This window comes from Mesorhizobium sp. WSM3224 (assembly GCF_000427725.1).
Taxonomy (GTDB): domain Bacteria; phylum Pseudomonadota; class Alphaproteobacteria; order Rhizobiales; family Rhizobiaceae; genus Mesorhizobium.
Genome location: NZ_ATYO01000009.1, coordinates 161,934 through 185,124, shown reverse-complemented (window position 1 = coordinate 185,124; position 23,191 = coordinate 161,934). Strand labels below are relative to the sequence as shown.

General features: G+C 63.1%; 21 protein-coding genes and 1 tRNA gene. 12 read left to right on the top strand and 10 right to left on the bottom strand.

The window, feature by feature from the left end:
• Positions 1–108: 108 nt before the first annotated feature.
• The 5 genes from YU3_RS0117855 to YU3_RS0117830 all read left to right on the top strand — a co-directional run bounded on the left by YU3_RS0117855 (position 109) and on the right by YU3_RS0117830 (position 4,717).
• Positions 109–1,230 carry a branched-chain amino acid ABC transporter substrate-binding protein gene (locus YU3_RS0117855; protein WP_036258779.1) on the top strand — a complete coding sequence of 374 codons (1,122 nt, stop codon included), beginning with the start codon at positions 109–111 and terminating at the stop codon, positions 1,228–1,230.
• A gap of 121 nt (positions 1,231–1,351) precedes the next feature.
• Positions 1,352–2,263, top strand: coding sequence for a branched-chain amino acid ABC transporter permease (locus tag YU3_RS0117845; RefSeq protein ID WP_027167534.1), 912 nt, complete (start codon positions 1,352–1,354; stop codon positions 2,261–2,263).
• Positions 2,263–3,222, top strand: coding sequence for a branched-chain amino acid ABC transporter permease (locus YU3_RS0117840; protein WP_245273533.1), 960 nt, complete (start codon positions 2,263–2,265; stop codon positions 3,220–3,222). Before YU3_RS0117845 ends, YU3_RS0117840 begins: the two co-directional genes overlap by 1 nt.
• Positions 3,223–3,224: 2 nt before the next feature.
• A complete protein-coding gene (locus tag YU3_RS0117835; RefSeq protein ID WP_027167532.1) occupies positions 3,225–3,989 on the top strand; it encodes an ABC transporter ATP-binding protein in 765 nt (254 codons plus the stop codon).
• Positions 3,989–4,717: an ABC transporter ATP-binding protein gene (locus YU3_RS0117830; RefSeq protein ID WP_027167531.1), complete on the top strand. Its 729-nt coding sequence runs from the start codon at positions 3,989–3,991 to the stop codon at positions 4,715–4,717. Before YU3_RS0117835 ends, YU3_RS0117830 begins: the two co-directional genes overlap by 1 nt.
• A 158-nt stretch (positions 4,718–4,875) precedes the next feature.
• On the opposite strand, the gene YU3_RS0117825 is transcribed toward YU3_RS0117830, so the two are convergent.
• Both YU3_RS0117825 and YU3_RS0117820 read right to left on the bottom strand, forming a co-directional pair.
• A tRNA-Arg gene (locus tag YU3_RS0117825) sits at positions 4,876–4,952 on the bottom strand.
• Between the two features lie 92 nt (positions 4,953–5,044).
• Positions 5,045–6,208, bottom strand: a complete 1,164-nt coding sequence (locus YU3_RS0117820) for a M20 aminoacylase family protein (RefSeq protein WP_027167530.1) — start codon at positions 6,206–6,208, stop codon at positions 5,045–5,047.
• 218 nt (positions 6,209–6,426) lie between these two features.
• Between YU3_RS0117820 and YU3_RS0117815 the strand changes: the two genes are divergently transcribed.
• Together YU3_RS0117815 and YU3_RS0117810 are read left to right on the top strand one after the other, a co-directional pair.
• Positions 6,427–7,596 (top strand): D-alanyl-D-alanine carboxypeptidase family protein, encoded by a 1,170-nt coding sequence (locus tag YU3_RS0117815; protein ID WP_027167529.1) that lies wholly within the window; start codon positions 6,427–6,429, stop codon positions 7,594–7,596.
• Positions 7,597–7,662: 66 nt separating this feature from the next.
• Positions 7,663–8,772, top strand: coding sequence for a GTP-binding protein (locus tag YU3_RS0117810; protein ID WP_027167528.1), 1,110 nt, complete (start codon positions 7,663–7,665; stop codon positions 8,770–8,772).
• 8 nt (positions 8,773–8,780) lie between these two features.
• On the opposite strand, the gene YU3_RS0117805 is transcribed toward YU3_RS0117810, so the two are convergent.
• The 5 genes from YU3_RS0117805 to YU3_RS0117785 form a co-directional block, all read right to left on the bottom strand.
• Positions 8,781–9,020 carry a sulfurtransferase TusA family protein gene (locus YU3_RS0117805; RefSeq protein WP_027167527.1) on the bottom strand — a complete coding sequence of 80 codons (240 nt, stop codon included), beginning with the start codon at positions 9,018–9,020 and terminating at the stop codon, positions 8,781–8,783.
• A gap of 11 nt (positions 9,021–9,031) precedes the next feature.
• Complete coding sequence (locus YU3_RS0117800) at positions 9,032–10,318, bottom strand: murein L,D-transpeptidase family protein (RefSeq protein ID WP_027167526.1); 1,287 nt, start codon at positions 10,316–10,318, stop codon at positions 9,032–9,034.
• A gap of 241 nt (positions 10,319–10,559) precedes the next feature.
• Positions 10,560–11,510, bottom strand: coding sequence for an acetyl-CoA carboxylase carboxyltransferase subunit alpha (locus tag YU3_RS0117795; protein WP_027167525.1), 951 nt, complete (start codon positions 11,508–11,510; stop codon positions 10,560–10,562).
• Between the two features lie 99 nt (positions 11,511–11,609).
• Entirely contained in the window at positions 11,610–12,524 is a 915-nt protein-coding gene (locus tag YU3_RS0117790) for a site-specific tyrosine recombinase XerD (RefSeq protein WP_027167524.1), read from the bottom strand.
• A gap of 10 nt (positions 12,525–12,534) precedes the next feature.
• Positions 12,535–12,699, bottom strand: a complete 165-nt coding sequence (locus YU3_RS0117785) for a hypothetical protein (protein WP_027167523.1) — start codon at positions 12,697–12,699, stop codon at positions 12,535–12,537.
• A 173-nt stretch (positions 12,700–12,872) separates the two neighbouring features.
• Here YU3_RS0117785 and YU3_RS0117780 point away from each other — a divergent pair, with 173 nt between their 5' ends.
• Genes YU3_RS0117780 through YU3_RS0117770 form a run of 3 tightly spaced genes read left to right on the top strand, consistent with a single transcriptional unit; the run spans position 12,873 to position 15,516 of the window.
• A complete protein-coding gene (locus tag YU3_RS0117780; RefSeq protein ID WP_027167522.1) occupies positions 12,873–13,484 on the top strand; it encodes a shikimate kinase in 612 nt (203 codons plus the stop codon).
• Entirely contained in the window at positions 13,481–14,623 is a 1,143-nt protein-coding gene (gene aroB, locus YU3_RS0117775; protein WP_027167521.1) for a 3-dehydroquinate synthase, read from the top strand. The genes YU3_RS0117780 and aroB overlap by 4 nt, the downstream gene beginning before the upstream one ends.
• Complete coding sequence (locus YU3_RS0117770) at positions 14,620–15,516, top strand: transporter associated domain-containing protein (RefSeq protein WP_027167520.1); 897 nt, start codon at positions 14,620–14,622, stop codon at positions 15,514–15,516. Before aroB ends, YU3_RS0117770 begins: the two co-directional genes overlap by 4 nt.
• 53 nt (positions 15,517–15,569) lie before the next feature.
• Here YU3_RS0117770 and YU3_RS0117765 read toward each other — a convergent pair whose 3' ends face one another.
• From YU3_RS0117765 to YU3_RS0117755, 3 genes are read right to left on the bottom strand one after another with little or no spacing between them, the layout of a single operon-like run.
• Positions 15,570–17,114, bottom strand: coding sequence for a SpoVR family protein (locus YU3_RS0117765; RefSeq protein ID WP_027167519.1), 1,545 nt, complete (start codon positions 17,112–17,114; stop codon positions 15,570–15,572).
• A gap of 12 nt (positions 17,115–17,126) precedes the next feature.
• The gene (locus tag YU3_RS0117760) at positions 17,127–18,437 is read right to left on the bottom strand and encodes a YeaH/YhbH family protein (RefSeq protein WP_027167518.1); all 1,311 of its coding nucleotides are present in this window, start codon (positions 18,435–18,437) and stop codon (positions 17,127–17,129) included.
• 19 nt (positions 18,438–18,456) lie between these two features.
• Entirely contained in the window at positions 18,457–20,406 is a 1,950-nt protein-coding gene (locus tag YU3_RS0117755; protein WP_027167517.1) for a PrkA family serine protein kinase, read from the bottom strand.
• A gap of 309 nt (positions 20,407–20,715) precedes the next feature.
• On the opposite strand from YU3_RS0117755, the gene YU3_RS0117750 reads away from it, so the two are divergent.
• Positions 20,716–21,522, top strand: a complete 807-nt coding sequence (locus tag YU3_RS0117750) for an alpha/beta hydrolase (RefSeq protein ID WP_027167516.1) — start codon at positions 20,716–20,718, stop codon at positions 21,520–21,522.
• Between the two features lie 113 nt (positions 21,523–21,635).
• Positions 21,636–23,189 carry an acetolactate synthase large subunit gene (locus YU3_RS0117745; RefSeq protein ID WP_027167515.1) on the top strand — a complete coding sequence of 518 codons (1,554 nt, stop codon included), beginning with the start codon at positions 21,636–21,638 and terminating at the stop codon, positions 23,187–23,189.
• Positions 23,190–23,191: the final 2 nt, after the last annotated feature.

Sequence of the window (23,191 nt, the reverse complement as noted above, 5' to 3'; positions counted from 1 at the left end):
CGGCTGGCGATCTTGCTCAACATAACCGCTCCGCAGCCAACCGAGGGGCGAAACAATGCATTTCGGGCACGCCGCCTGGATGCGCCAACAGGGGAAATGGAGATAATAATGGTTGTTTCCTTCAAGAGGCTTGCCAAGAGGCTAGCTTGTGCCACCGCCCTTGCCGGGCTGGCTATGACCACGATGGCCGCGGCTGCCGACATCAAGATCGGCATTGTGGCCCCGATGACTGGCCAACTGGCCAGTGAAGGGCAGGATATGGAGAACGCCGTGAAGATGGCGATCGATGCCGTCAACGCCAAAGGTGGCGTCAACGGCGACAAGATCATCACCACTACCGCCGACGACGCCTGCGATCCGCAGCAGGCGGTGACCGCAGGCAGCAAGCTTGTCTCGGAAGGCGTGACCGCCATCGTCGGCGGCTACTGTTCGGGCGCTGTCCTGCCGACATTGAAGATATATGGCGACGCCGGCATTCCGTTCGTCATCATTGGAGCGAACTCGACCAAGCTGGTCGCCGCCAATCAGGGCAATGCATTCCTCGCCAATTCGACCGGCGACATGCAGGCAACAACGGCCGTCGAACTCTTCAAGAAGAACGGCTACAAGAAGATCGCAGTCGTGGACGAAGGCGATGCCTATTCGTCCGACCTAGCCAAGCTGACCGCCGAAGCCTTCAAGAGCGCAGGCGGCGAAATTGCCGCCAAGGAGACCACCACGGCCGGCGAGCAGGATTATTCGGCGGTCGTCACCAAGATCAAATCAAGCGGCGCCGACGCTGTCTTCTGGACCGCCTACCATGCCGGTGGCGCCCTGCTCACCAAGCAGCTTCGGCAAGCCGGGTTCCAGGGCGGCATCGTGCTCGGCGATGGCAACAATTCGCCGGAGTATCTGGAAATCGCCGGCTCGGCCGGTGAGGGCGTGTACCTGTTGTCCCCGCCCACCGTCGACCTCTTGTCCGGCGCCGCCGACTTCAAGGCCAAGTACAAGGAAACCTATGGCCGCGACGCGGGCGCCTATGCGGCTCTTTCTCATGATGTAGGCGACCTGATCGTCGATGCGATCACGCGGGCCAAGTCGGCGAATCAAAAGGCGATAATCGAGGCACTCAAGGCGAGTGACTTCAAGGGGCTGGCCGGTGAAATCAAGTTCACCGACAAGAACACGCTCCAGACGTCCAACTTCCGCCCGGTGGTCGCCAAGGGCGGCAGGTGGGTGGCAGCCGAGTAAAGGCGAATCAGATTGACGCCAAGGCCGGCCTTATGGCGGCCTCGGCGTCACCGCCGGCTGTCTGGCGCGCATTGACGCCGCGCCCATGCAAGTCTTTTTCAATTCTGCACCTGGAGCATCAATGACGCTCGACCTGGTTATTCAGCAACTGGTGAACGGTCTTATCGTTGGCTCATTCTATGCCCTGATCGCGCTGGGCTACAGCATGGTCTTCGGCGTCATCAAGCTCCTGAATTTCGCCCATGGCGACATCTATATGAGTGGCGCCTTCGTCGGTCTCATTGTGTTTTCCTTCGTCGGCATCTGGGTCGGCAACGGCTGGCTGGGAGTGGTCTGTGCACTGCTGGTGTCGATGCTGGCCGTTGGCTTGCTCGGCGTTGTCATCGAACGCTTCGTCTATCGGCCGATGCGCAATGCGCCGCGCCTATCCATCCTCATCACAGCGCTCGGTGCGTCGATGGTGTTGAACGGCACGGCACTCGCCCTGACCGGCGGGCGGCACTACGCATTCAACACGGATCTCGGTTTTGCCGGCGTCGACATTTCCACCGTTCACATCACCTACACGCAGATGGTGCTGGTGGCCGCCTCCATTGCTCTTATGGCCGGGATGCAGGCCTTTGTCTCACGCACCATGTATGGCAAGGCGATGCGCGCCGTGTCCATCGATATGGGGGCGAGCCGCCTGATGGGCATCGATGTCGACCGGGTAATCGCATTGACCTTCTTCATGGGTTCCGCGCTTGCCGCCGGCGGCGGGGTCATGGCCGGCGCCTACTATGGCAGTGTCCATTTCTTCATGGGCTTCATCATGGGGCTGAAGGCCTTTACCGCCGCGGTCATCGGCGGGATCGGCAGCGTGCCGGGCGCCATGCTTGGCGGCTTGCTGCTCGGCCTGCTCGAGGCTTTCGGCTCGTCCTTGCCCTTCGTCGGATCGGAGTGGCGTGACGTTTTCGTCTTCGGGGCCTTGATCCTGTTCCTTGTGTTCAAGCCGACCGGCCTTCTTGGTCGCTCGGTGGTGGAGCGGGTGTGATGATCGACGAAGTGAGAACCATGCCGGCCGCCGTGCAACCGCAATTGATGCGCTGGTCCGTCGTGCTGCCTGGGTTGGCGGCACTCGCCTGTGCACTGGTGTTGCCGCAATTCGCCAACGCCTATGTGACGGAGGTGGCGACCACGGCGCTGCTCTATATCGTTCTATGCCTCGGCCTCAACATCGTCGTCGGTTATGCGGGTCTGCTCGATCTCGGTTACGCTGCCTTTTTCGCGGTAGGGGCCTACACGTCAGGTATCCTGACCGCGGAATTCGGCTTCAATTTCTGGCTCACCATCCCGGTCGCCATGGCGACGGCCTGCGTGGCCGGCATCATCATCGGTGCACCGACGCTAAGGCTGCGCAGCGACTATCTGGCAATCGTGACGCTGGGCTTCGGCGAGATCGTGCGCATCATCGCCCGCAACCTCGACATCACCGGTGGCGCCAGCGGTCTCGTCGGCATCGAGCGGCCGGAGATCTTCGGCTTCAAGCTGATGCAGGTGCAGCATTTCTACTATGCGTTCCTGGTGCTCGCGCTGCTGACCGCCTTCGTCTGTCTGAGCATCGAGCGGTCGCGAATGGGACGAGCCTGGTTCTATGTTCGTTATGACGAGGACGCCGCCGCGGGCATCGGCATCAACCGTGTCACGGCCAAGCTGCAGGCCTATATGATGGGGGCGGTGATCGCTTCCGTCGCCGGCTGCCTCTACGCGGCCAAGATGACGGCCATCTCGCCGGAGAGTTTCACCTTCAATCAATCGCTGCTCATCCTTCTCGGTGTCGTCCTGGGTGGCATGGGCCGCATTCCCGGCGTCGTCCTGGGCGCCATTCTGGTTGCGCTGCTTCCGGAGGTGCTGCGCGGGGCGGGCACCTATCGTCCACTGGTGACCGCGGTTGCGCTGCTGGCAATCATGCTCTTCAGGCCAAATGGGCTCTGGCCGGACAAGCGAGTTTGACCATGGCGCTGCTGGAAGTCCGCGATCTGCGCCTCAGTTTTGGGGGACTGAAGGTCCTTCACGACATTTCGTTCTCCGTCGAGAAGGGCGTCATCAACAGCCTTATCGGGCCGAACGGGGCCGGCAAGACGTCGCTCTTCAACTGCCTGACCGGATTCTACAAGCCGAAGGGCGGCTCGATCCATCTCGGCGGCCGGCCAATTGCCGGTTTGCCGCCGCATCGCATCACCGCGCTCGGGCTCGCCCGCACGTTTCAGAACATCAGGCTGTTCAAGGAAATGACCGTTCTGGAAAACGCCATGTCCGGCCAGCATTGCCGCAGCCGCCACGGCATAGTGTCGGCGATCCTGCACTTGCCGGCACAACGGCGCGAGGAGGAGGCGATCCGCGCGGCCGGCATGCACTGGCTCGATTTCGTTGGCATCGAGCAGCATGCGCATCGCCGCGCCGGCGGCCTTTCCTATGGCGATCAACGGCGGCTCGAACTCGCAAGAGCCCTGGCGTCGGCGCCCGAGCTCATCCTGCTGGACGAGCCTGCCGCCGGGCTGAACGAGCGCGAAAAGCTGGACCTTGTTCACCTGATCCGCCGCATCCGTGACGAAACCGGTATCACCGTCCTGCTGATCGAGCACGACATGGGCCTGGTGATGCAGGTGTCGGAGAAGATCGTGGTGTTCGACTATGGGCAGAAGATCGCCGACGGACCGCCGGAGATCGTGCGGGCGGACCCCAGGGTCATCGAAGCCTATCTGGGTACGGAGGAATGATGGACGCCGAAATCGTTCTTTCCGCGAACCGCATCGTCGCGCGCTATGACGGCATCGAAGCCCTGCATGGCGTCAGCCTTTCGGTTAAGCGCGGCCAGATCGTCGCGCTGCTTGGCGCGAACGGTGCGGGCAAGAGCACCACCTTGCGCACGCTGTCCGGCCTTGTTGCCGCATCCTCTGGAAATGTCCGCTTCCTGGGCGAGGACATAACCAGGGTCCCTGCCCACCGCCTGCCGCATCGCGGGCTCGTCCACGTCCCGGAGGGAAGGCGTATTTTCGGCGACATGACGATCAAGGAGAACCTTGACCTCGGTTCGTTTACGCTTGCCGACGACGTCGAGCGGCGCCGGCGGCTGGACCACGTTTTTGAGCTCTTCCCCATCCTGGCGCGCAGACAGAATGGCGATGCCAGGAACCTCTCGGGAGGAGAGCAGCAGATGCTTGCAATCGGACGCGCCCTGATGGCAGCGCCCAAGGTGCTGCTGCTCGACGAGCCATCGATGGGGCTGGCGCCGCAATTGATCAAGGAAGTCATGAACATCGTCCAGCGCCTCAACCGCGAGGGCGTGACGATCCTGCTTGTGGAGCAGAACAGCAAGGTCGCCTTGAAATTCGCCGACTACGGCTACGTGCTCAAGGCCGGGCGTGTCGTTCTTGAGGGCCCGGGCAATGAGCTTGCGAGCAACGAGGCGGTCATCAGTGCCTATCTAGGCGGCGTCGCCGCCTAAACCGATATCCGTTCGTAGCCTCCGCTTCGCAACGGATTTGCGCCGCTTCCTTCTTGCAACATGTGTGTCCAGGATCCGTAAGTCTACGAAATTTCCCGTACTAATTTCGAAATAATCTCCCAAAGTAGGGAAATAATTTCGCCAAGCGATTGAAACGTTGGTGATCCCGACAGGAATCGAACCTGTGACCTACAGATTAGGAATCTGCCGCTCTATCCTACTGAGCTACGGGACCACGCGGCCCGACACATAAACGCTTCGGGCCGGTTCGCCAAGAGGCGAGAAGGCGGCGGCGAACGGGCGCGCCGCTCCGGGGCGTGTCGCCGCTCAGGCGGCCAGCGCCGTCTCCGCCAGCTTGACCCAGTAGCTCATGCCGTGCGGGATGACTTCGTCGTTGAAGTCATAAGCCGGGTGGTGCAGGCCCGCGGTGTCGCCGTTGCCGATGAAGATGAAGGCGCCGGGGCGGGCTTCCAGCATATAGGAGAAGTCCTCGCCGCCCATCACCGGCTGGATGGCGCGGTGGACGTGGCTGTCACCGGCGACGTTGGCCGCGATATCGCCGGCAAACACGGTTTCTTCGGCATGGTTGAAGGTGACCGGGTAGTTGGCGTCGTAATCGACCTCGATCGTGGCGCCGAAGGCGGTCGCTATGCCGGCACAGATGGCGCGGATGCGCTCTTCGGATTTCTTGGCCACTTCCTTCTTCAGGGTGCGCACGGTGCCGGCGATCTCGGCGCTTTCGGGAATGACGTTATAGGCGTCGCCGGCATGGAACTTCGTCACCGACACCACCACGGCCTCGACTGGATCGGTGCTGCGCGAGGCGATGGTCTGCAGCGCGCCGACCAACTGGCTGGTAATGACGATCGGGTCGATCGTGCCGTGCGGCATCGCCGCATGGCCGCCGCGGCCCTTGACGGTGATGGTGAATTCGGCGGTCGCGGCCATGATCGGGCCGGGCTTGATGGCGAACTGGCCGACCGGCAGGCCCGGCATGTTGTGCATGCCGAACACTTTTTCGATGGCGAAGCGCTCCATCATACCGTCCTTGACCATTTCGTTGCCGCCGCCGCCGCCTTCCTCGGCCGGCTGGAAGATCACGGCGACGTTGCCGGCGAAATTGCGTGTCTCGGCAAGATATTTGGCGGCGCCGAGCAGCATGGCGGTATGGCCGTCATGGCCGCAGGCATGCATCTTGCCCTGCACGGTCGAGGCCCATGGCTTGCCGGTGATCTCCTCGATCGGCAGCGCGTCCATGTCGGCGCGCAGGCCGATGGTGGCGCCATCGCCCTTGCGGCCGCGGATGATGCCGACCACGCCGGTCTTGCCCAGCCCCGTGACCACTTCGTCGCAGCCAAAGGCCTTCAGCTTCTCGGTGACGAAGCCGGCAGTCTGGTGGACGTCGAAATTCAGCTCCGGTGTCTGGTGGAGATGTCGTCGCCAGCCGGCAACTTCTTCCTGCATTTCCGCGGCGCGGTTCAGAATCGGCATGATCGGTCCATCTCTTTGTTGATTGGCGGCAGTCGGTTCACAGCCGCTCAGCAATTGTGATTGTCTTGCACTTTGCCATTTTGGCGTCACATAGGGTAAATAGCACGGCAACAATGCGGTCCGGGATCGAGGGTCGGGCTGCATTTATGCTGGCGATGGGTAACGAAATCTTACGGAGCCAGCGGCGACTACGGCAAGAGGCGATTTCGGATTTGATCATGCGGCGGCATTTCGTCAACCTTTTGCTGGCAGGCGCGCTGGCGCCTGCGGTGTTTGCGGGCGCGGCCCGAGCCAACCCGGTCGTCCTTTTCGACCTCAAGAGCGGCTATGTGCTGGAGCATCAGGACGCATTCAAGCGCTGGTATCCGGCCTCGCTCAGCAAGCTGATGACGGCCTATGTGACGTTCCGGGCGATTCAAGCCGGCGAGGTGGCGCTCGATTCGCCGATCAAGGTAACGAAACATTCGGCCGGCGAGCCGCCGAGCAAGATGGGCTTCAAGCCCGGCTCGGTGATGCGGCTCGACAATGCGCTGAAGATGATGCTGGTCAAATCGGCCAACGACATCGCGATGGCCATCGGCGAGAATATCGGCGGGTCGCAAGCCGCATTCGCCGACCGCATGAACGCCGAGGCGTCCCGGCTCGGCATGACGGGCACGCATTTCGTCAACCCGAACGGGCTTTATTCGCCGGATCAATACACGACCGCGCGCGACCTCGCCGTGCTGGTGGCGGCTCTGCGCACCGATTTTCCGCAATATTCGCCGTGGTTCTCGATCGAGGGCCTTGCCGTCGGCAAGAAGGCGATCGCGAACTACAATCTCCTGATCGGCCGCTATCCCGGCGCCGACGGCATGAAGACCGGCTTCGTCTGCTCGTCGGGCTTCAACATGATCGGCTCGGCGACGCGCAACGGCCGCACGCTGGTCGCCGTGGTGCTCGGTGAGAAATCGGCGGTCAGCCGCGCCGAAGCGGCGGCAAAGCTGCTCGACCGGGGCTTTGATATGCCGGCAGCCACCTCGAACACCCTGGCGGCGCTCAAGCCCTATGGCGACACGCTGTCGCCCAACGACATGCATGACGAGATCTGCGCGAAAAAGCCGAAGGATGAGCAATCGGAAGCAGCGCCCGAGGTTGCCGCCAAGGACAAACCGAAATCGCCCTACCAGGTGAAACTCGACCATCCGACGCTGATCGCCGTCGGGCTGGGCGGCGCCACCGGGCCGGCGCCCAAGGCTTTCGTCGACCAGACCGACCAGAACTATGCCGATGTGCCGTTGCCGAGCTGGCGGCCCGACAGGCCGGTGCCGAACGGCGCCGAGCCGCTGGCGACTGGAACTGCGGCCGCCGCAGCGCAGGGCGATCAGCCGGTCAAGGCGGCGAACTAGGAAGCATGATCCCGAAAAGTGGGAACCGGTTTTCGGGAAAGATCATGCCCAATCAAGAGCAATGCCATGGCCAGCGGCTTTCCCATCCCCGTTTCGGTGCTCACCGGCTTTCTCGGCGCCGGCAAGACGACGCTGCTCAACCGGCTGCTCAAGGATCCAGGGCTTGCCGACACGGCGGTGATCATCAACGAGTTCGGCGAGGTGGCGATCGACCATCTGCTGGTCGAACAGGCTTCTGACGGCATCATCCAGCTTTCCGACGGCTGCCTCTGCTGCACGGTGCGCGGCGACCTGGTCGATACGCTGGCCGATCTCGTCGACCGGCTGCAGACCGGCCGTATCGCGAAACTGGCCCGTGTCGTCGTCGAGACGACAGGTCTGGCCGATCCGGCGCCGGTGCTGCAGTCGATCATGGCGCATCCGGCGCTGGTGCAGGCCTTCCGGCTCGACGGCGTCATCACGCTGGTCGACGCCGTCAACGGCGAGGCGACGCTCGACGCCCATGTCGAGGCGGTCAAGCAGGCGGCGGTGGCCGACCGCATCGTACTGACCAAGACCGACCTTGCCGGCCCGGGCGAGGTCGGGGCGTTGCGGACGAGGCTCAGGCAGATCAATCCGGGCGCCATCGTGCTCGACGTCAACGAGGCCGGCGCCGCGGCGCTGTTCAATTGCGGCCTCTACAATCCTCAGACCAAGTCCGCCGATGTGCGGCGCTGGCTCGGTGAAGAGGCGGCGCATGATCAGGATCATCACCATCATCACCATGACGGCGGCCATGACCACCACCACGATCATGAGCATCGCCATGACGCGCGCGTGCGCTCGCACTCGCTTGTCCATGACGGCCCGGTGCCGTTCTCGGCGATCGAGATGTTCCTCGATCTTGTGCGCTCGACGCATGGCGAGAAACTGCTGCGCATGAAGGGCGTCATCGAGCTGATGGAGGACCCCTCGCGGCCGCTGGTCATCCACGGCGTGCAGAAGATCCTGCACCCGCCGGCAAGACTGCCGTCCTGGCCCGACGGCCAGCGCGGCACCAGGCTGGTGCTGATCACGCTCGACATGCCGGACGACTATATCCGGCGGCTGTTCGCCGCCTTCACCAACAAGCCGTCGATCGACACGCCGGACCGCGCCGCGCTCGAAGCCAATCCGCTGGCGATTGCCGGGCTATAGCCGAAGACTCAGGCCGCGTTGCCGCGCTCGACCAGGAAACGGTGGCCGCCTGTGACCGCCGCCGTCTCGATCAGCTGGTGGCCGGCATCGGCGCAGAAGGCCGGGATGTCGATCACCGCCAGCGGATCGGTGGTCTCGAGCCACAGTCTGCCGCCGGGCCGCATCGCCGCCAGGCGCTTGCGGGCCTTCAGCACCGGCAGCGGGCAGTTCAGCCCCTTGAGATCGTAAATTGCGGCCTGTCTTGCCAAGCTGCAGGGCCTCAGCCGCCAAACATGCCGAGCAGCTTCTTCTTCAGTTTCGACACGGTGCCTTGGTCGGCGTCGGCGGCCTGCTCCGGCTGCGCGGGCGCGGCTTCGACGCCCGCGGTGACGACAGGCTGCTGCGCCGCCTGCTTGGCTGCTTCTTTCTCGGCCAGCGCCTGTGCCTTTGCCTGTTCCTTGGCGGCCTTGGCGGCTTCGATCGCCGCCAGGCGCTGCTCTTCGGCCTTGCGCTTGGCTTCCTTCTGCGCGTCGAGCGCGGCCATCTTGCGGCCGGTCGGCGAATCGATGCGGCCCATGCGGGTCGTTTCCGTCACCGAGCCGTCGGTATTCAGCGATGGTGGGTCGATCGGCACGCGCTCGCCGCGGGCGCGACGCTTGGACCAGTCGGAAACGATGCTGGCTTCCTTGATGCCGGCAATGGTCGGCTTCGGCGGCGGCGTGCTCGAATTCACGGCCGAATTGAAGGCCGCGTCGTAGCTCTTCTCGTAATTGACATAGGCCGTCTTCAGCGAATCGGGCTGGGTCATTGCCGGACAGGGGCCGGTCGGATCGAAGGTCGTGCCTTCGGGCGCGACCTGATTGAAGACGTAGCGCTTCTCGCAGACGTCGACCTTCGGCGGCACCTTGGTGATTTCGAAATTGTCGTAGCCGACCTTCAGCATCTTCCAGAACTCGTAGTTCGGGTCGTTGCGGTAGCGCGCCATGTTGGCGGCGGTCATGCGGAACGGAAAAGCCTGGATCTGGAACTCGGTCTGGCCGCCCTGGAAGGCATCGCGGCCGAAGGCATAGATCTGCTCGATCTGCGCATCGGTCATCGAATAGCAGCCGGACGACGAGCAGGCGCCATGAACCATCAGGTTCTGGCCCGTGCGGCCGTTGGCGCGATCATAGGCGTTGGGGAAGCCGATATTGAAGGACAGATGGTAATTCGATCGCGGGTTCATCTGCGACGGCCGGACCGTGTAGAAGCCTTCCGGCGCCTGACGGTCGCCCTCGGTGTATTTGGGACCGAGCTTTCCCGACCATTTGCAGATGTCGTAGGTGGCGACGAGATCGTAGCGGCCATTGGTCTTGGCCTTCCAGATCTCCAGCTTGCCTTCTTCCTTGAAGATGCGCGCCATCACCGAGGAGGTGCGCACCATGCTCTTGGCCCGCATATCGGCGACGATCTTGTCCGGCAACGGTTTGTTGGCCTCCGGCGCGAAATCCTTCATCGACGAATCATTGCAGCCGGCGACGCCGATGGCGGCGATCAGGATTCCGGTGCGGGCAAGCTTGGCAAACATCTTGACGGCTATGTCTTTTCTCTCGGGCCAACGGCTCCGTTTCGGCCGGGCCGCCATGCTGAACACAGACGGACCGTAAGCCCGTTAACCTTGAAAATTCCTTACCGCAAGCCTTGGCGAACCCATCGCGGCAAGTTTCCCAACCCCTGACGGCAAAGTTTCATTGAGCCGAATGCGGCGGCATTTTTGTGGCGAAATTGCTCATTGCGGCCACAATTGAACGACTCGCAGACCCGAAGGGTCACAGGGTGCGACCCATCGCCAGGTATTTCTCGCGGCGCTGCTCGCGGAAATCGGTATTGGCGCCGGCAAAGTCCTTCATCGTCCTGGCGATGAGGTCGCCGGTCGAGGCGATGACCGTTTCCGGCGCGCGCTGGGCGCCGCCCATCGGCTCGGGAATGATGGCGTCGATGATCTTCATCTCGAAAAGATCCTGCGCGGTGATCTTCATGTTGGTCGCCGCGTCCTTCGAGCGAGTGGTGTCGCGCCACAGGATCGACGCCGCGCCCTCGGGCGAGATCACCGAATAGATGGCGTGCTCCAGCATGTAGACCCGGTTGGCGGTGGCGATCGCGATGGCGCCGCCGGAGCCGCCTTCGCCGATGACCACGGAGATCGACGGCACTTTCAGCGAAAGGCAGGCCGAGGTCGAGCGGGCAATCGCTTCGGCCTGGCCGCGCTCCTCGGCGCCGACGCCGGGGTAAGCGCCGGCGGTGTCGACCAGCGTCAAAAGCGGGATCTGGAAACGGTCGGCCAATTCCATCAGGCGCACGGCCTTGCGGTAGCCTTCGGGCCGCACCGAGCCGAAATTGTGCTTGATACGGCTTGCCGTGTCCGAACCCTTTTCCTGGCCGATAATCGCCACCGGCTCGCCACGGAATCGGGCAAAGCCGCCGACGATCGCCTGGTCGTCGCCGAAATTGCGGTCGCCGGCCAGGGGCGTGAAATCGGTGAACAGCGTCTTGATGTAGTCGACGCAATGCGGGCGGTCGGGATGACGCGCGACCTGCACCTTCTGCCAGGGTGTGAGCGCCCTGTACAGATCGCGCAATGCGTCGCGCGAGCGCTTTTCCAGCCGGCTGATCTCTTCGGCGACGTCGACCGCCTCGCCGTTCTCGGCAAGCTTCTTCAGCTCAAGGATCTTGAGCTCCAGATCCTGCACCGGCTTTTCGAAGTCGAGGTAGTTGTACATGCTTGAGCGGACCGATCCGTCGGAAGGCAATGGCTGGCGGAACCGCTGAAATGCCGGCTCCGGGCGGTGGAACGTCGCCCTCACATAGCGATATGAGGCCTAGTCGGCAAGCGGATGATGATCGTTGACCAGCCGCACCAGCCGCTCCTCCAGCACATGGGTATAGATCTGCGTGGTCGAGATATCGGCATGGCCCAGGAGTTGCTGAACGGCTCTCAGATCGGCGCCGTTCTGCAGGAGATGGCTGGCAAAAGCATGGCGAAGCACATGCGGCGAGATCTTGGCTGCGGCTATCCCCGACCGCGCAGCCAAGCCCTTGAGATCGCGGGCGAAAACCTGCCGGGAGAGATGGCCGCTGTCGGAGGAGGCTGGAAACAGGAACGGGCTGTCGGCAAAGGCCGGCCGCTCGACCCTTGCGGCAAGCCAGGCGCGCATGGCGGCGCGTGCCTTGGCCGAGAGCGGCACCATGCGTTCCTTGTCACCCTTGCCGCGCACCATGAAGAAGCGGTCGTCGCGCAGCGCCACCGTGACCGGCAGGCCGACCAGCTCCGATACGCGCAAGCCGGTGGCGTAGAGCACCTCGACCAGTGCATGCAGGCGCAGCGCGGCCAGCCTGTCGCCATCCGGGCCGGCTTCGCCGGCTTCCTGGGCCGCCCGGTCGAGCAGGTGCCCGGTCTCGGCCTCGCTCATCGTCTTCGGCAGCGGCCGGCCCTTGCGCGGGCTGTCCAGCGTGCCGGTCGGGTCGTCGCCGCGCAGGCCTTCGGCGTAGAGGAATTTGAAGAACTGGCGGATCGCCGACAATTTGCGCGCCTGCGAAGTCGGCGCGAAGCCGCGCGCGGCGACGTCGTCGAGATAGGCGCGGATGTCGGCCGGTCCCGCGCCCGCAAGTCCGCCTTTGATCGCTTCCGAAGCGTCCTCCAGGTCGCGGCGGTAGGAGGAAAGCGTGTTTTCGGCCGCGCCTCGTTCGGCGCTCATCATTTCGAGGAAAGCTTCGATGCGGGCCGCGCTCTTCATCTGGCCGGGATCAGTTCTGCGTCAAGTTCTTCTTGGGGTTGAGCTTTTCGGCGGGGATGCGGATGCTCATTTCCGCTTTTTTCGGTTCCACGAACATCGCCAGCGCGAACATCGCGCCATAGGCAATGCCCGCAAGAACCGCCAGCGTCACGACGAAGCGAAACAAAGTCGGCATTCAATTTTCGCCCGTCTTGTTGTTCTGTGCCCTTATGAGACGCCAATCCGGCCAATTCAAGGACGAAGGATTCATGTGGACAGAGGTTTTGCCGGGAAAGCTTCGCGGTCGTTTGTCCGGCCGTGCTTGACGCAAACAGGCTTTTGATGTCGATACGGCGCAAAGAGGCCCCGATGAACGCTCTGCCAGCAAATCCGACGGACGAAGGCTATGCCGCGCTGATCGAAGCGCTCGGCAGCCGCTCGATCATCTTCGTCGGGTTGATGGGCGCCGGCAAGACGGCGATTGGCCGCAAGGTGGCGATGATGCTGGCGCTGCCCTTCATGGACAGCGACCAGGAGATCGAAAGCGTCTCGCGCATGACGGTGCCGGAACTGTTCGAGCGCTATGGCGAGCCGGAATTCCGCGCGCTCGAGCAGCGGGTGATCCTGCGCCTGCTGGAGAATGGCCCGCAAGTGCTGTCGACCGGCGGCGGCGCCTTCATGAACGCGCAGACGCGCGAGGCGATTTCGGCGCATGGCGTGTCGGTCTGGCTGAAGGCCGACCTCGATCTGTTGATGGAGCGGGTTTCGAAGAAACAGAACCGGCCGCTGTTGAAAAACCCCGATCCGCGCGGCGTGCTGGAGCGGCTGATGAGCGAGCGCTACCCGGTCTACGCCACGGCCGACCTGACCGTGCCGACGCGCGACGACCGCAAGGAGATCATCGCGGCTGAAGTGGTCGCGGCGCTCTGCGCCCATCTCGGCGTCGACACGATCGCGACGGGCGACGAGGTACAGCCGTGAGCAGCGCCGAACCGGTGAAGGTCGAGGTCGGGCTCGGCGAGCGCGCCTATGACATCCTGATCGGCTCAGGATTGCTCGCGCGCTCCGGCGAGGAGATCGCACGCCGGCTCCCCGGCACCCGCGCGGCCATCGTCACCGACGAGAATGTCGCCGGCGCGCATCTCGACACGCTGAAGGCGGGATTGGAGCAAGGCGGCATCCAATCAGCTATCATCACGCTGCCCGCGGGCGAGAAGACCAAGAGCTTTGCTCATCTCGAAGAGGTGGTCGACGGCGTGCTCGCGGCAAAACTCGAACGCCGCGACGTGGTCATCGCGCTCGGCGGCGGCGTCATTGGCGACCTTGCCGGCTTTGCTTCCGGCATCGTGCGGCGCGGCATGAATTTCGTGCAGGTGCCGACCTCGCTGCTGGCGCAGGTCGATTCTTCCGTCGGCGGCAAGACCGGCATCAACAGCGCGCGCGGCAAGAACCTGGTCGGCGTCTTCCACCAACCCAGGCTGGTGCTGGCCGACACCGGCGTGCTCGACACGCTGCCGATCCGCGAGTTCCGCGCCGGTTATGCAGAGCTTGCCAAATACGGGCTGATCGACCGCCCGGCCTTCTTCACCTGGCTTGAACAGAACTGGGGGCAAGTCTTTGCCGGCGGCCCGGCGCGGGTCGAGGCGATCGCCGAGGCTTGCCGCGCCAAGGCCGATGTCGTCGCCCGCGACGAGTTCGAAACCGGCGACCGCGCGCTGCTCAATCTAGGCCACACATTCGGCCATGCGCTGGAGGCCGCCACGCAGTATGACGGTTCGCGCCTCGTCCATGGCGAGGGCGTCGCCATCGGCATGGCGTTGGCGCATCGCTTCTCGGCGCGGCTCAACCTGGCGAGCCCGGACGACGCAGACCGCGTCGAGGCGCATCTGCGCGCCGTCGGCCTGCCCTGGCGCATGGCCGACATTCCGGGCGAACTGCCGGACGCCGAGGCGCTGCTCGGCTTCATCACGCAGGACAAGAAAGTGTCGCGCGGCGCGCTCACCTTCATTCTGACGCACGGCGTCGGCCAGGCTTTCATCGCCAAGGACGTGCCGTCCTCGGAAGTGCTCTCGTTCCTCAAGGCGAGCCATCCGGGCCAGCAGGAAAGCTGGCCTGGATGACCGACGCCGGCTGGATCTTTGCCGCTGTCCTCGCCGCTATCGTGCTTTTGGCGCTTCTGTTGCGCGCCCGATTGCTTGCCGCTTTCGGCTTCGCGCTGCAGCCGATCGAGCCGCCGCACCGGTCCGAGCGCAACGGCAAGGATGAAGACAGAGACGAACCCCGCCGGGATGGCGAGGCTCCCCGCGAGGAGCGCAATCGGCTTGAGGGTCTCTTCGACCTCGACGAGCTGGAAGTCTCCGATGTCATGGTCCACCGCACCAATATGCGCTCGGTCAATGCCGACAACGCGCCGGAAGCGGTGGTGCGTGAAATCCTGCAGAGCCCACACACCCGCATGCCGTTGTGGAAGGGCTCGCTCGACAACATCGTCGGCGTGCTGCATGCGAAAGATCTGCTCAGAGCCCTCAACGAGGTCGGCAACGACTTCTCGCAGATCGACGTGATGAAGATCGCGGCGAAGCCGTGGTTCGTGCCGGACACCACCACCTTGCAGGAACAGCTCAACGCCTTCCTGCGCCGCAAGGCGCATTTCGCCATCGTCGTCGACGAGTATGGCGAGGTCGAAGGGCTGGTGACGCTTGAAGACATCATCGAGGAGATCGTCGGCGAGATCGCCGACGAGCACGATGTCGACATGCAAGGCGTGAAGAAGGAGGCCGACGGCTCGGTCGTCGTCGACGGCACGGTGCCGATCCGCGATTTGAACCGCGCGCTCGACTGGGACCTGCCCGACGAGGAGGCCACCACGATCGCCGGCCTCGTCATCCACGAGACGCAGTCTATCCCAGAGGAGAAGCAGGCCTTCACCTTCCACGGCAAGCGTTTCGTGGTGATGAAGCGCGAGAAGAACCGTATTGCAAGATTGAGGATCCGGCCCGCCGGCGAGCCCTAGGACATTTCACGGTTCAACAGAAACGGCCGGTCTGCGAGTGGCGGCTTCCGATCTCAAATTTCCTTCGTCGAGCGTTCGCTCAGCATCGCTCCGGTTTCAGCGTCCAGCGCCGCCAGGCTGACCTCGTAGCCCCAAAGGTTTCGGATATGGCGCAGGGTCGCGTCGCGGCTTTCGCCTTCGAGCATGATGCCATTCTTCACCGTGTGCTGAAGTCGCAGATGCCGGTCGCCGAGGAGATCGACGTCAACTACCTGGATGTCGGGCCGGCTCGCCCCCACGTCGTAGCTCTGAGCGAGCGCTGAGCGTATCTTGGCATAGCCCCGCTCATTGTGGATCGAGGCGACTTCGTAGTGCGGTTCGTCCGCACCATCGGCCAGCACGAAGAGCCGCCACTTCCGGATCAATGTCGGGCTCAGATACTGTCGGATAAAGGATTCGTCGCGGTGGCTGGCCCAGGCATCGAGCAGGGTATCGCGCCAATCGCCACGGCCGGCGATGTCCGGAAACCAGTCGCGGTCCTCCGCGGTCGGCGCGGTGGAGATGCGCTGGATATCCTGCATCATGTCCAGACCCAGCGCATAGGGATTGATGCCGGAAAAGCGCGGGTCGTCATAGGCCGGCTGGAAGATGACGTTCGAATGGTTGCGCAAGATCTCGAGCATGGCGCCTTCGTTGATGCGGCCACGGTCGAAAAGCGTGTTCATGAGCGTGTAATGCACGAAAGTGGCGCAGCCTTCGTTCATCACCTGGGTTTGCCGCTGCGGGTAAAAATATTGCGCGATGACGCGTACGATCCGGATGATCTCGCGCTGCCACGGCTCAAGGACGAGGCTGTTCTTCTCGAGGAAATAGAGCAGGTTTTCCTCCGGCAGGTTGAGCGATTTCTTCCGCTCGGCAAAGATTTCGTCGCTGGCTTCCGGCTTGCTCTTTCCCGGCGCGGGCGGCAGCGTTCGCCAAAGATCGTTGAAGGAACGCTCCTCGTATTCGAGGCGCTCGCGCAGCCCTTCGCGCTGCTGTTCCGATGACAGCTTCGGCGGCCGACGGTAACGGAACACGCCTTGCTCCATCAGCGCGTGGGCGGAATCCAGGATCGCCTCCACTGCGGCCAGGCCATGCCGTTCCTCGCATCGGGCGACATAGCTCTTGGCAAAATCGAGATAGCTCAGGATGCCGCCGGCATCCGTCCATTGCCGGAAGAGATGATTGTTCTTGAAGAAATGGTTGTGGCCAAGCGCTGCATGGGCGGTGACCAGGGCCTGCAGGGCCATGGTGTTCTCTTCCATCAGGTAGACGATGCAGGGGTTGGAATTGATGACCAGTTCGTAGGCCAGGCCGCGAGCGCCCTTGCGGTAGAGAAGCTCGTCGTAGAGGAAACGCTTGCCGAACGACCAATGCCGATACATCAGCGGCATCCCGACCGATGAATAGGCGTCGAGCATCTGCTCGGAAGAGATGACCTCCATCTGCACCGGATAGATGTCGAGGCCAAGTTCTTCGAGGCCGAGCGCCTCGATCTCGTCGTAGACTCGCGACAGTTTCGCAAAATTCCAGTCCGACCCGGAAAACAGCAGTTCGGATTTGCGCGCCTGACTGACCATTGCCGAAGTCCCTCACGCGGTCTTGCGCAGATCAGGCTGCCTGGCGAAGAGCTGGCGAAAAACCGGATATATATCGGCAGGGCCGGCAATGCGCCTCATCTGGAAGTTCGGCCATTTCCCGTCGACGGCGTTGTAGGCGCGCCAGAGCGACGTCCCGTTCTCGGTCGAGCCGAAAATGTGGCTTTCCCGCTCGTCGATGATCTCCACATAGGCGAAATATTGGCAAAGCCGCATCAGCTTGCGGTCGAGCAGTTCTATGCAGCGCTCGGAGTCGGTGGCGAAGTTGTCGCCGTCGGAGGCCTGGGCGGCATAGATGTTCCATTCGGCGACCGGATAGCGCTGCTCGATGATCCGGTGCATTTCCTCGAGCGCCGTGGAGACAACGGTGCCGCCGCTTTCGGTGTGGTAGAAAAAGGTATGTTCGTCCACCTCCTTGGCCTCGTGGGTGTGGCGAATGAAGACGATGTCGGTGCGTTCATAGCGCCGTGTCAGGAAGAGGTGCAGCAGCACGAAGAAGCGTTTGGCCAGATCCTTCTCGCGCTCTCCCATCGATCCCGAGACGTCCATCAGGCAGAACATGACCGCGTTCGCATTGGGCACAGGCTGGGGATCGAAGCGATTGAAACGGATGTCGACCGGATCGACATAGGCAATTCGCTTGCGCCGGCGCTCGAGCAGGTCAAGCGCCTCGCGCAGGCGTGCGATGCGCTCGCGCACCGCCGCGCTTGCCGGCTTGCCTTCCAACTCGGCAATCTGCCGGGCGATGGCGTCGAGCTCCGCCTGCTTGGGACGCCTGAGCGCGATGCGCCGACCGTGGCTGTTTCGCATCGTGCGTCCGACATTGATGTTGGTCGGCGCCCCGCTTGCCGTGAAACCTGCCCGTCTTGGCTTGAAGCTCAGAATCTGCTTGAGATTGAGCTTGACCAGATCGGGAAGTTCGAGATCCTCGAAGAAAAGGTCGAGCACTTCCTCGCGCGACAGCACGAAGCGAAAGTCGTCCTCGGATTCGGTGGTCCCCGGGGCCGATCCGTAGCCTCCGCCGCCGCTCGGCTTGGGGATAAGATCGCCAGAGCTGAACGTCCTGTTGCCGGGCAGGATGTGCTGGCGCTGGCCGCTTTCCCTGTCGTCGCCAAAGGTCGGCTCGCTGGTGCCTTTGCGAGGCATCGGCACGGCATGTTCGCGATCGACCTCGGCGATGCGGCCTGTCCGGACATGCTCGCGGATGCTGCGCTTGAGATCTTCGCGGGCGCGCCTGAGGAAGCGCTGGCGGTTGCCCAGGCTCTTGTCCTTCGGATTCAGGCGGCGGTCGATGAAAATCGGCATGGCACCGTTCGGGCGTCCCTCAACCCGCCTTGTTCACGCGCATGTACCAGTCGACCAGCCTGCGTACCTGCCGCTGGGTATAGCCGCGCTCCACCATCCGCTGCACGAATTCGTTGTGCCGCTTTTCCGTGACGCTGTCCTGCTTGGAGCCGAAGCTGATCACCGGCAGAAGGTCCTCGACCTGGCCGAACATGCGCTTCTCGATGACCTCGCGAAGCTTTTCATAGCTCGTCCAGGACGGGTTGCGGCCATGGTTGCGCGCTCGGGCGCGCAAGGTGAATTTGACCACTTCGTTGCGGAAGTCCTTGGGGTTGGCGATGCCGGCGGGTTTCTCGACCTGCGACAATTCCTTGTCCAGGACCTCGCGATTGAGGATCTGCCCGGTGTCGGGATCCTTGTAGTCCTGATCCTCGATCCAGGCATCGGCGTAGGCGATGTAGCGGTCGAAAAGGTTCTGACCGTATTCGCTGTAGGATTCCAGATAGGCCTTCTGGATCTCGTGACCGATGAACTCGGCATAGCGCGTTGCAAGCTCCGACTTGATGAAATCGAGATATGCGGCTTCCGTCTCCTTCGGGAATTGCTCGCGCTTGATCGCCTCCTCGAGAATGTACATCAGGTGCACGGGATCGGCGGCGACCTCCTTGGTGTCGTAGTTGAACGTCTGCGACAGGATCTTGAAGGCGAAGCGCGTGCTGACCCCGGTCATGCCTTCGTCGACGCCGGCGGCGTCGCGATATTCCTGGACCGACTTCGCCTTCGGGTCGATCTCCTTGAGGTTTTCGCCGTCATAGGCGCGCATCTTGGTGTAGAGCGGCGAATTGTCGTGCTCGGCAAGTCGGGTCGAGACGGTGAAGCGGCTGAGAATGTCCAGCACCTCGGGCGCGCAGGGGCTGCTCGCCAGCTCGCTTTCGCGCAGCAGCTTCTCGTAGATGTGCCTCTCTTCGGTGATGCGGAGGCAATAGGGGACCTTGACCACGAGAATGCGGTCGAGGAAGGCCTCGTTGTTCTTGTTGTTCTTGAATTGCTGCCATTCCGATTCGTTGGAATGGGCAACGACGATGCCCTGGTAGGGGAAGGCACCGAAATTCTCGGTGCCGTTGTAGCTGCCTTCCTGGGTTGCTGTCAGCAATGGGTGCAGGACCTTGATGGGCGCCTTGAACATCTCGACGAATTCGAGCAACCCTTGCGTCGTCCGGTTCAGGCCGCCGCTGTAGGAATAGGCATCCGGGTCGGACTGGCTGAAGTTCTCCAACTGCCTGATGTCGACCTTGCCCACCAGGGCCGAGACGTCCTGATTGTTCTCGTCGCCGGGTTCGGTCTTGGCGATGGAGATCTGGCGCAGCCGTGACGGCAACAGCTTGACGACGCTGAATTTGGAGATGTCGCCGGACAGTTCGTCCAGGCGCTTGGCCGCCCAGGGCGAGATCAGTCCGTTCAGGCGGCGGCGGGCTATGCCGTATTTGTCTTCCAGCAGATCGCCCATGCGGTCGGGATGGAAAAGGCCGAGCGGCGATTCGAAGACCGGGCTGATCTGGTTGCCGACCTTAAGCGTGTAGATCGGGCGCTGCTCCATCAGCTTCTTCAGCCGTTCGGCCAGCGACGATTTGCCGCCGCCGACAGGGCCCAGGAGATAAAGGATCTGCTTGCGCTCCTCGAGGCCTTGCGAGGCATAGCGGAAATATCCGGCGATGCGCTCGATCGTGTCTTCCATTCCGTAGAAGTCGGAAAAGGAGGAATACACTTTGACGGTGCGGTTGGAGAAAATGCGGCCGAGCCGCTCGTCCTTGCTGGTATCGACCAGGTTCGGCTCGCCGATTGCCTCGACCATGCGTTCGGGGGCCGAGGCATACATGGATTTGTCCTCGCGGCAGGCTAGCAGATATTGCTGGAGGCTGATCTCTTCCTGGGCCGCGTCGGAATAAATCTCCGAAAACAGATCGAAGACGTCTGATTGATTCTCTCGCATGATGCTCTGCCTCGGAGCCGATAGGCTGCCAATCGGCTCATCGCTCATTCAACTGCCGGAATGCATTGTGGTTCCCTTCATATGAAGGAGAACGCGATGCTTTCCAGCATCGACCTTGGGGCACACCCGACATGGCCGAAAAATGCTCGCCTGAAAAGAACGTGGGGGATTGCCGGCGAAGCTTCAAGGGCGGGAATCGGTTTCGCACCGATAAGTTGCCAATATTGACCCTTACTGAAGCATCGACCCTTAACTGAAGTGCATGGCGAGCGTCCGCCCGCTGCCGCCGCACCCGGGCCGGAGGTGAGCATGATCGATCGACGCAGCTTCATCGCGGCATCCCTTGCGGCGCTGTTGCCGGCAGGTGCGTCAGCCGTCGGGCGTTCGGGGCAGCCAATACCGCAAACCCTCGATTACGGTCCGGCCAAGCTTGATATCTATGCAGCCGATGGCGCGAACAACCTGCCGGTGGTGTTTTTCGTCCATGGCGGCGCATGGCGGTTCGGCAAACGCAGCCAGGTCGGCTCCAAGCCGGGCTTCCTGCTCGCCAATGGCTTTATGTTTGCCTCGATCGATTACCGCATGCTGCCGGAAGCGGATGTGGCCACCCAGGCCGGCGATGTCGAAAAGGCTTACGCCTATGTGCGCGCCAATATCGCCCGGCATGGCGGCGATCCGAACCGCATTGTGGGCATGGGCCATTCGGCTGGCTGCCATCTGATTGCGCTCACCGGCATGCGGGGAGAGCTGTCTGGCGTCGCCGGGCTGATCCTGGACGACACCAGGGCCTATGACCTTGCCGCGCTTGCCAGGGATGGCGGCATGGTTCGGGCTTATGCGCGTGCCTTCTCCGATCCGGCGCAATGGGCGGCGCTGTCGCCGGCGAGCTATGTCGATGGCAGGAAGCATCCGCCCACCTTCATCGCCTATTCGCGCGCTCCAGGTCGTGGCGAGGAGTCGAAAGCCTTCGCGGAGCGCCTGCGCGCCACCGGCACCAAGGTCACGCTGTTCGACGGCAGCGCCTATACGCACCTGTCGATCAATCGCGATTTCGGCGAGGACGGCGATGCGTTGACCACCGCCGCTCTGGCGTTCCTCAAATCTGCGGTCAGCTGATCGTTAATCTGCGAAGGCGTCCTGGATCAGGCCAAAAGCGCCGGCGGGATATTGCGGTGCCGGCATTTGCAGGTGCTATTGCACTCGTCGACTGTCGACGGGAGGGAAACTGCATGAATGGCGCTGACCTGTTGTGCGACGTGCTCCTGGCCAATGACGTCACCGTCTGCTTCGCCAATCCCGGCACGTCAGAGATGCATTTCGTTGCCGCGCTTGACCGCAAACCTCAGATGCGGTGCGTGCTCGGCCTGTTCGAAGGCGTGGTGACGGGTGCCGCCGACGGTTATGCGCGCATGACCGACCGCCCGGCAGCGACGCTGCTGCATACCGGAGCGGGTCTCGCCAATGGCCTCGCCAACATGCACAATGCCAGGCGTGCACGCAGCCCGATGATCAACATTGTCGGCGACCACGCGTCCTACCATCTGCCGCTCGACGCGCCGCTGACCAGCGACATAGAGAGCCTGGCGGCGCCGATGTCGAACTGGGTCGGCCGCGTCAAGGGGTCGGGCGACATCGCACCGGCTGCGGAAGCGGCACTCCGCGCCTCACTAACGCCGCCGGGTGTCGCGACCTTGATCCTGCCGGCGGATGCCGCCTGGGGCGAAGTTGCTGCGACTTCGCCTGACAAGGTGAAGCTGGCGCCGCCGCCCGCCGTCGATATGGATGCCATGCGCAAGGTCGCCGAGGCCATCCGCGCCGCGCCGGGCCGCGTTGGCATGGTCGTTCGCGGGCAGGCGGCGCGATCCGATGCACTTGAAATCGCAGGTCGAATCTCGGCGGCCGGCGATGTTCGCCTGTTCAGCGAGGTTTTGATCGCCCGCATACAGCGCGGCCGCGGACGGTTCGCGCCGACGCGCATTCCCTATCCGGTCGATGCGGCGACAGCTACGCTCCGGGATATCGACGTGTTGGTGCTGGTTGGCGCCAAGGAGCCGGTGGCCTTCTTCGCCTATCCCGGCAAGCCAGGGCGGCTGGTTCGGGACGATTGCGAGGTGCTTGCGCTGGCGACGCATGGCGAGGATTTGAAGGCGGCGCTGGAGGCGTTGGCCGACGAACTCGGCATCAAGCCGGCGCAGCAATTCACCGTCGCAACAGCCTTCCCAGATGAACCAGCGCCAAGCGGCACGCTGACGGACGATGCGATCGCGCTTTCCGTGGCGCGCAGACTTCCGGCCAATGCAATCGTCTGCGACGAGGCGGTCACCTCGGCAAGGCGGTTCTTTGCGCTGTCGGCATATGCGGCGCCGCACGATTACACGATGGGCACGGGCGGATCGATCGGCGGCGGCATTCCGATGGCGACCGGGGCGGCTATCGCCTGCCCGGATCGCAAGGTGATCAATCTCGAAGCCGACGGCAGCGGCATGTACACGGTGCAAGGACTGTGGACGCAGGCCAGGGAAAAGCTCGACGTGGTCACCATCATTTTCTCCAACCGGACCTACGCCATCCTGCATGGCGAAATGCGCAATGTCGGTGTGAATGCGTTCGGCGAGAACGCCAGGCGCATGCTCGACCTCGACCATCCCGCGCTGGACTGGGTTGCGCTGGCCAACGGCATGGGCGTCGAGGCGGCCCGCGCCGATACGTGCGAGAGGTTCGATGCGTTGCTCGACAGCGCCTTGTCGCGCCCGGGACCGTTTCTCATCGAAGCGGTGATCTGAGC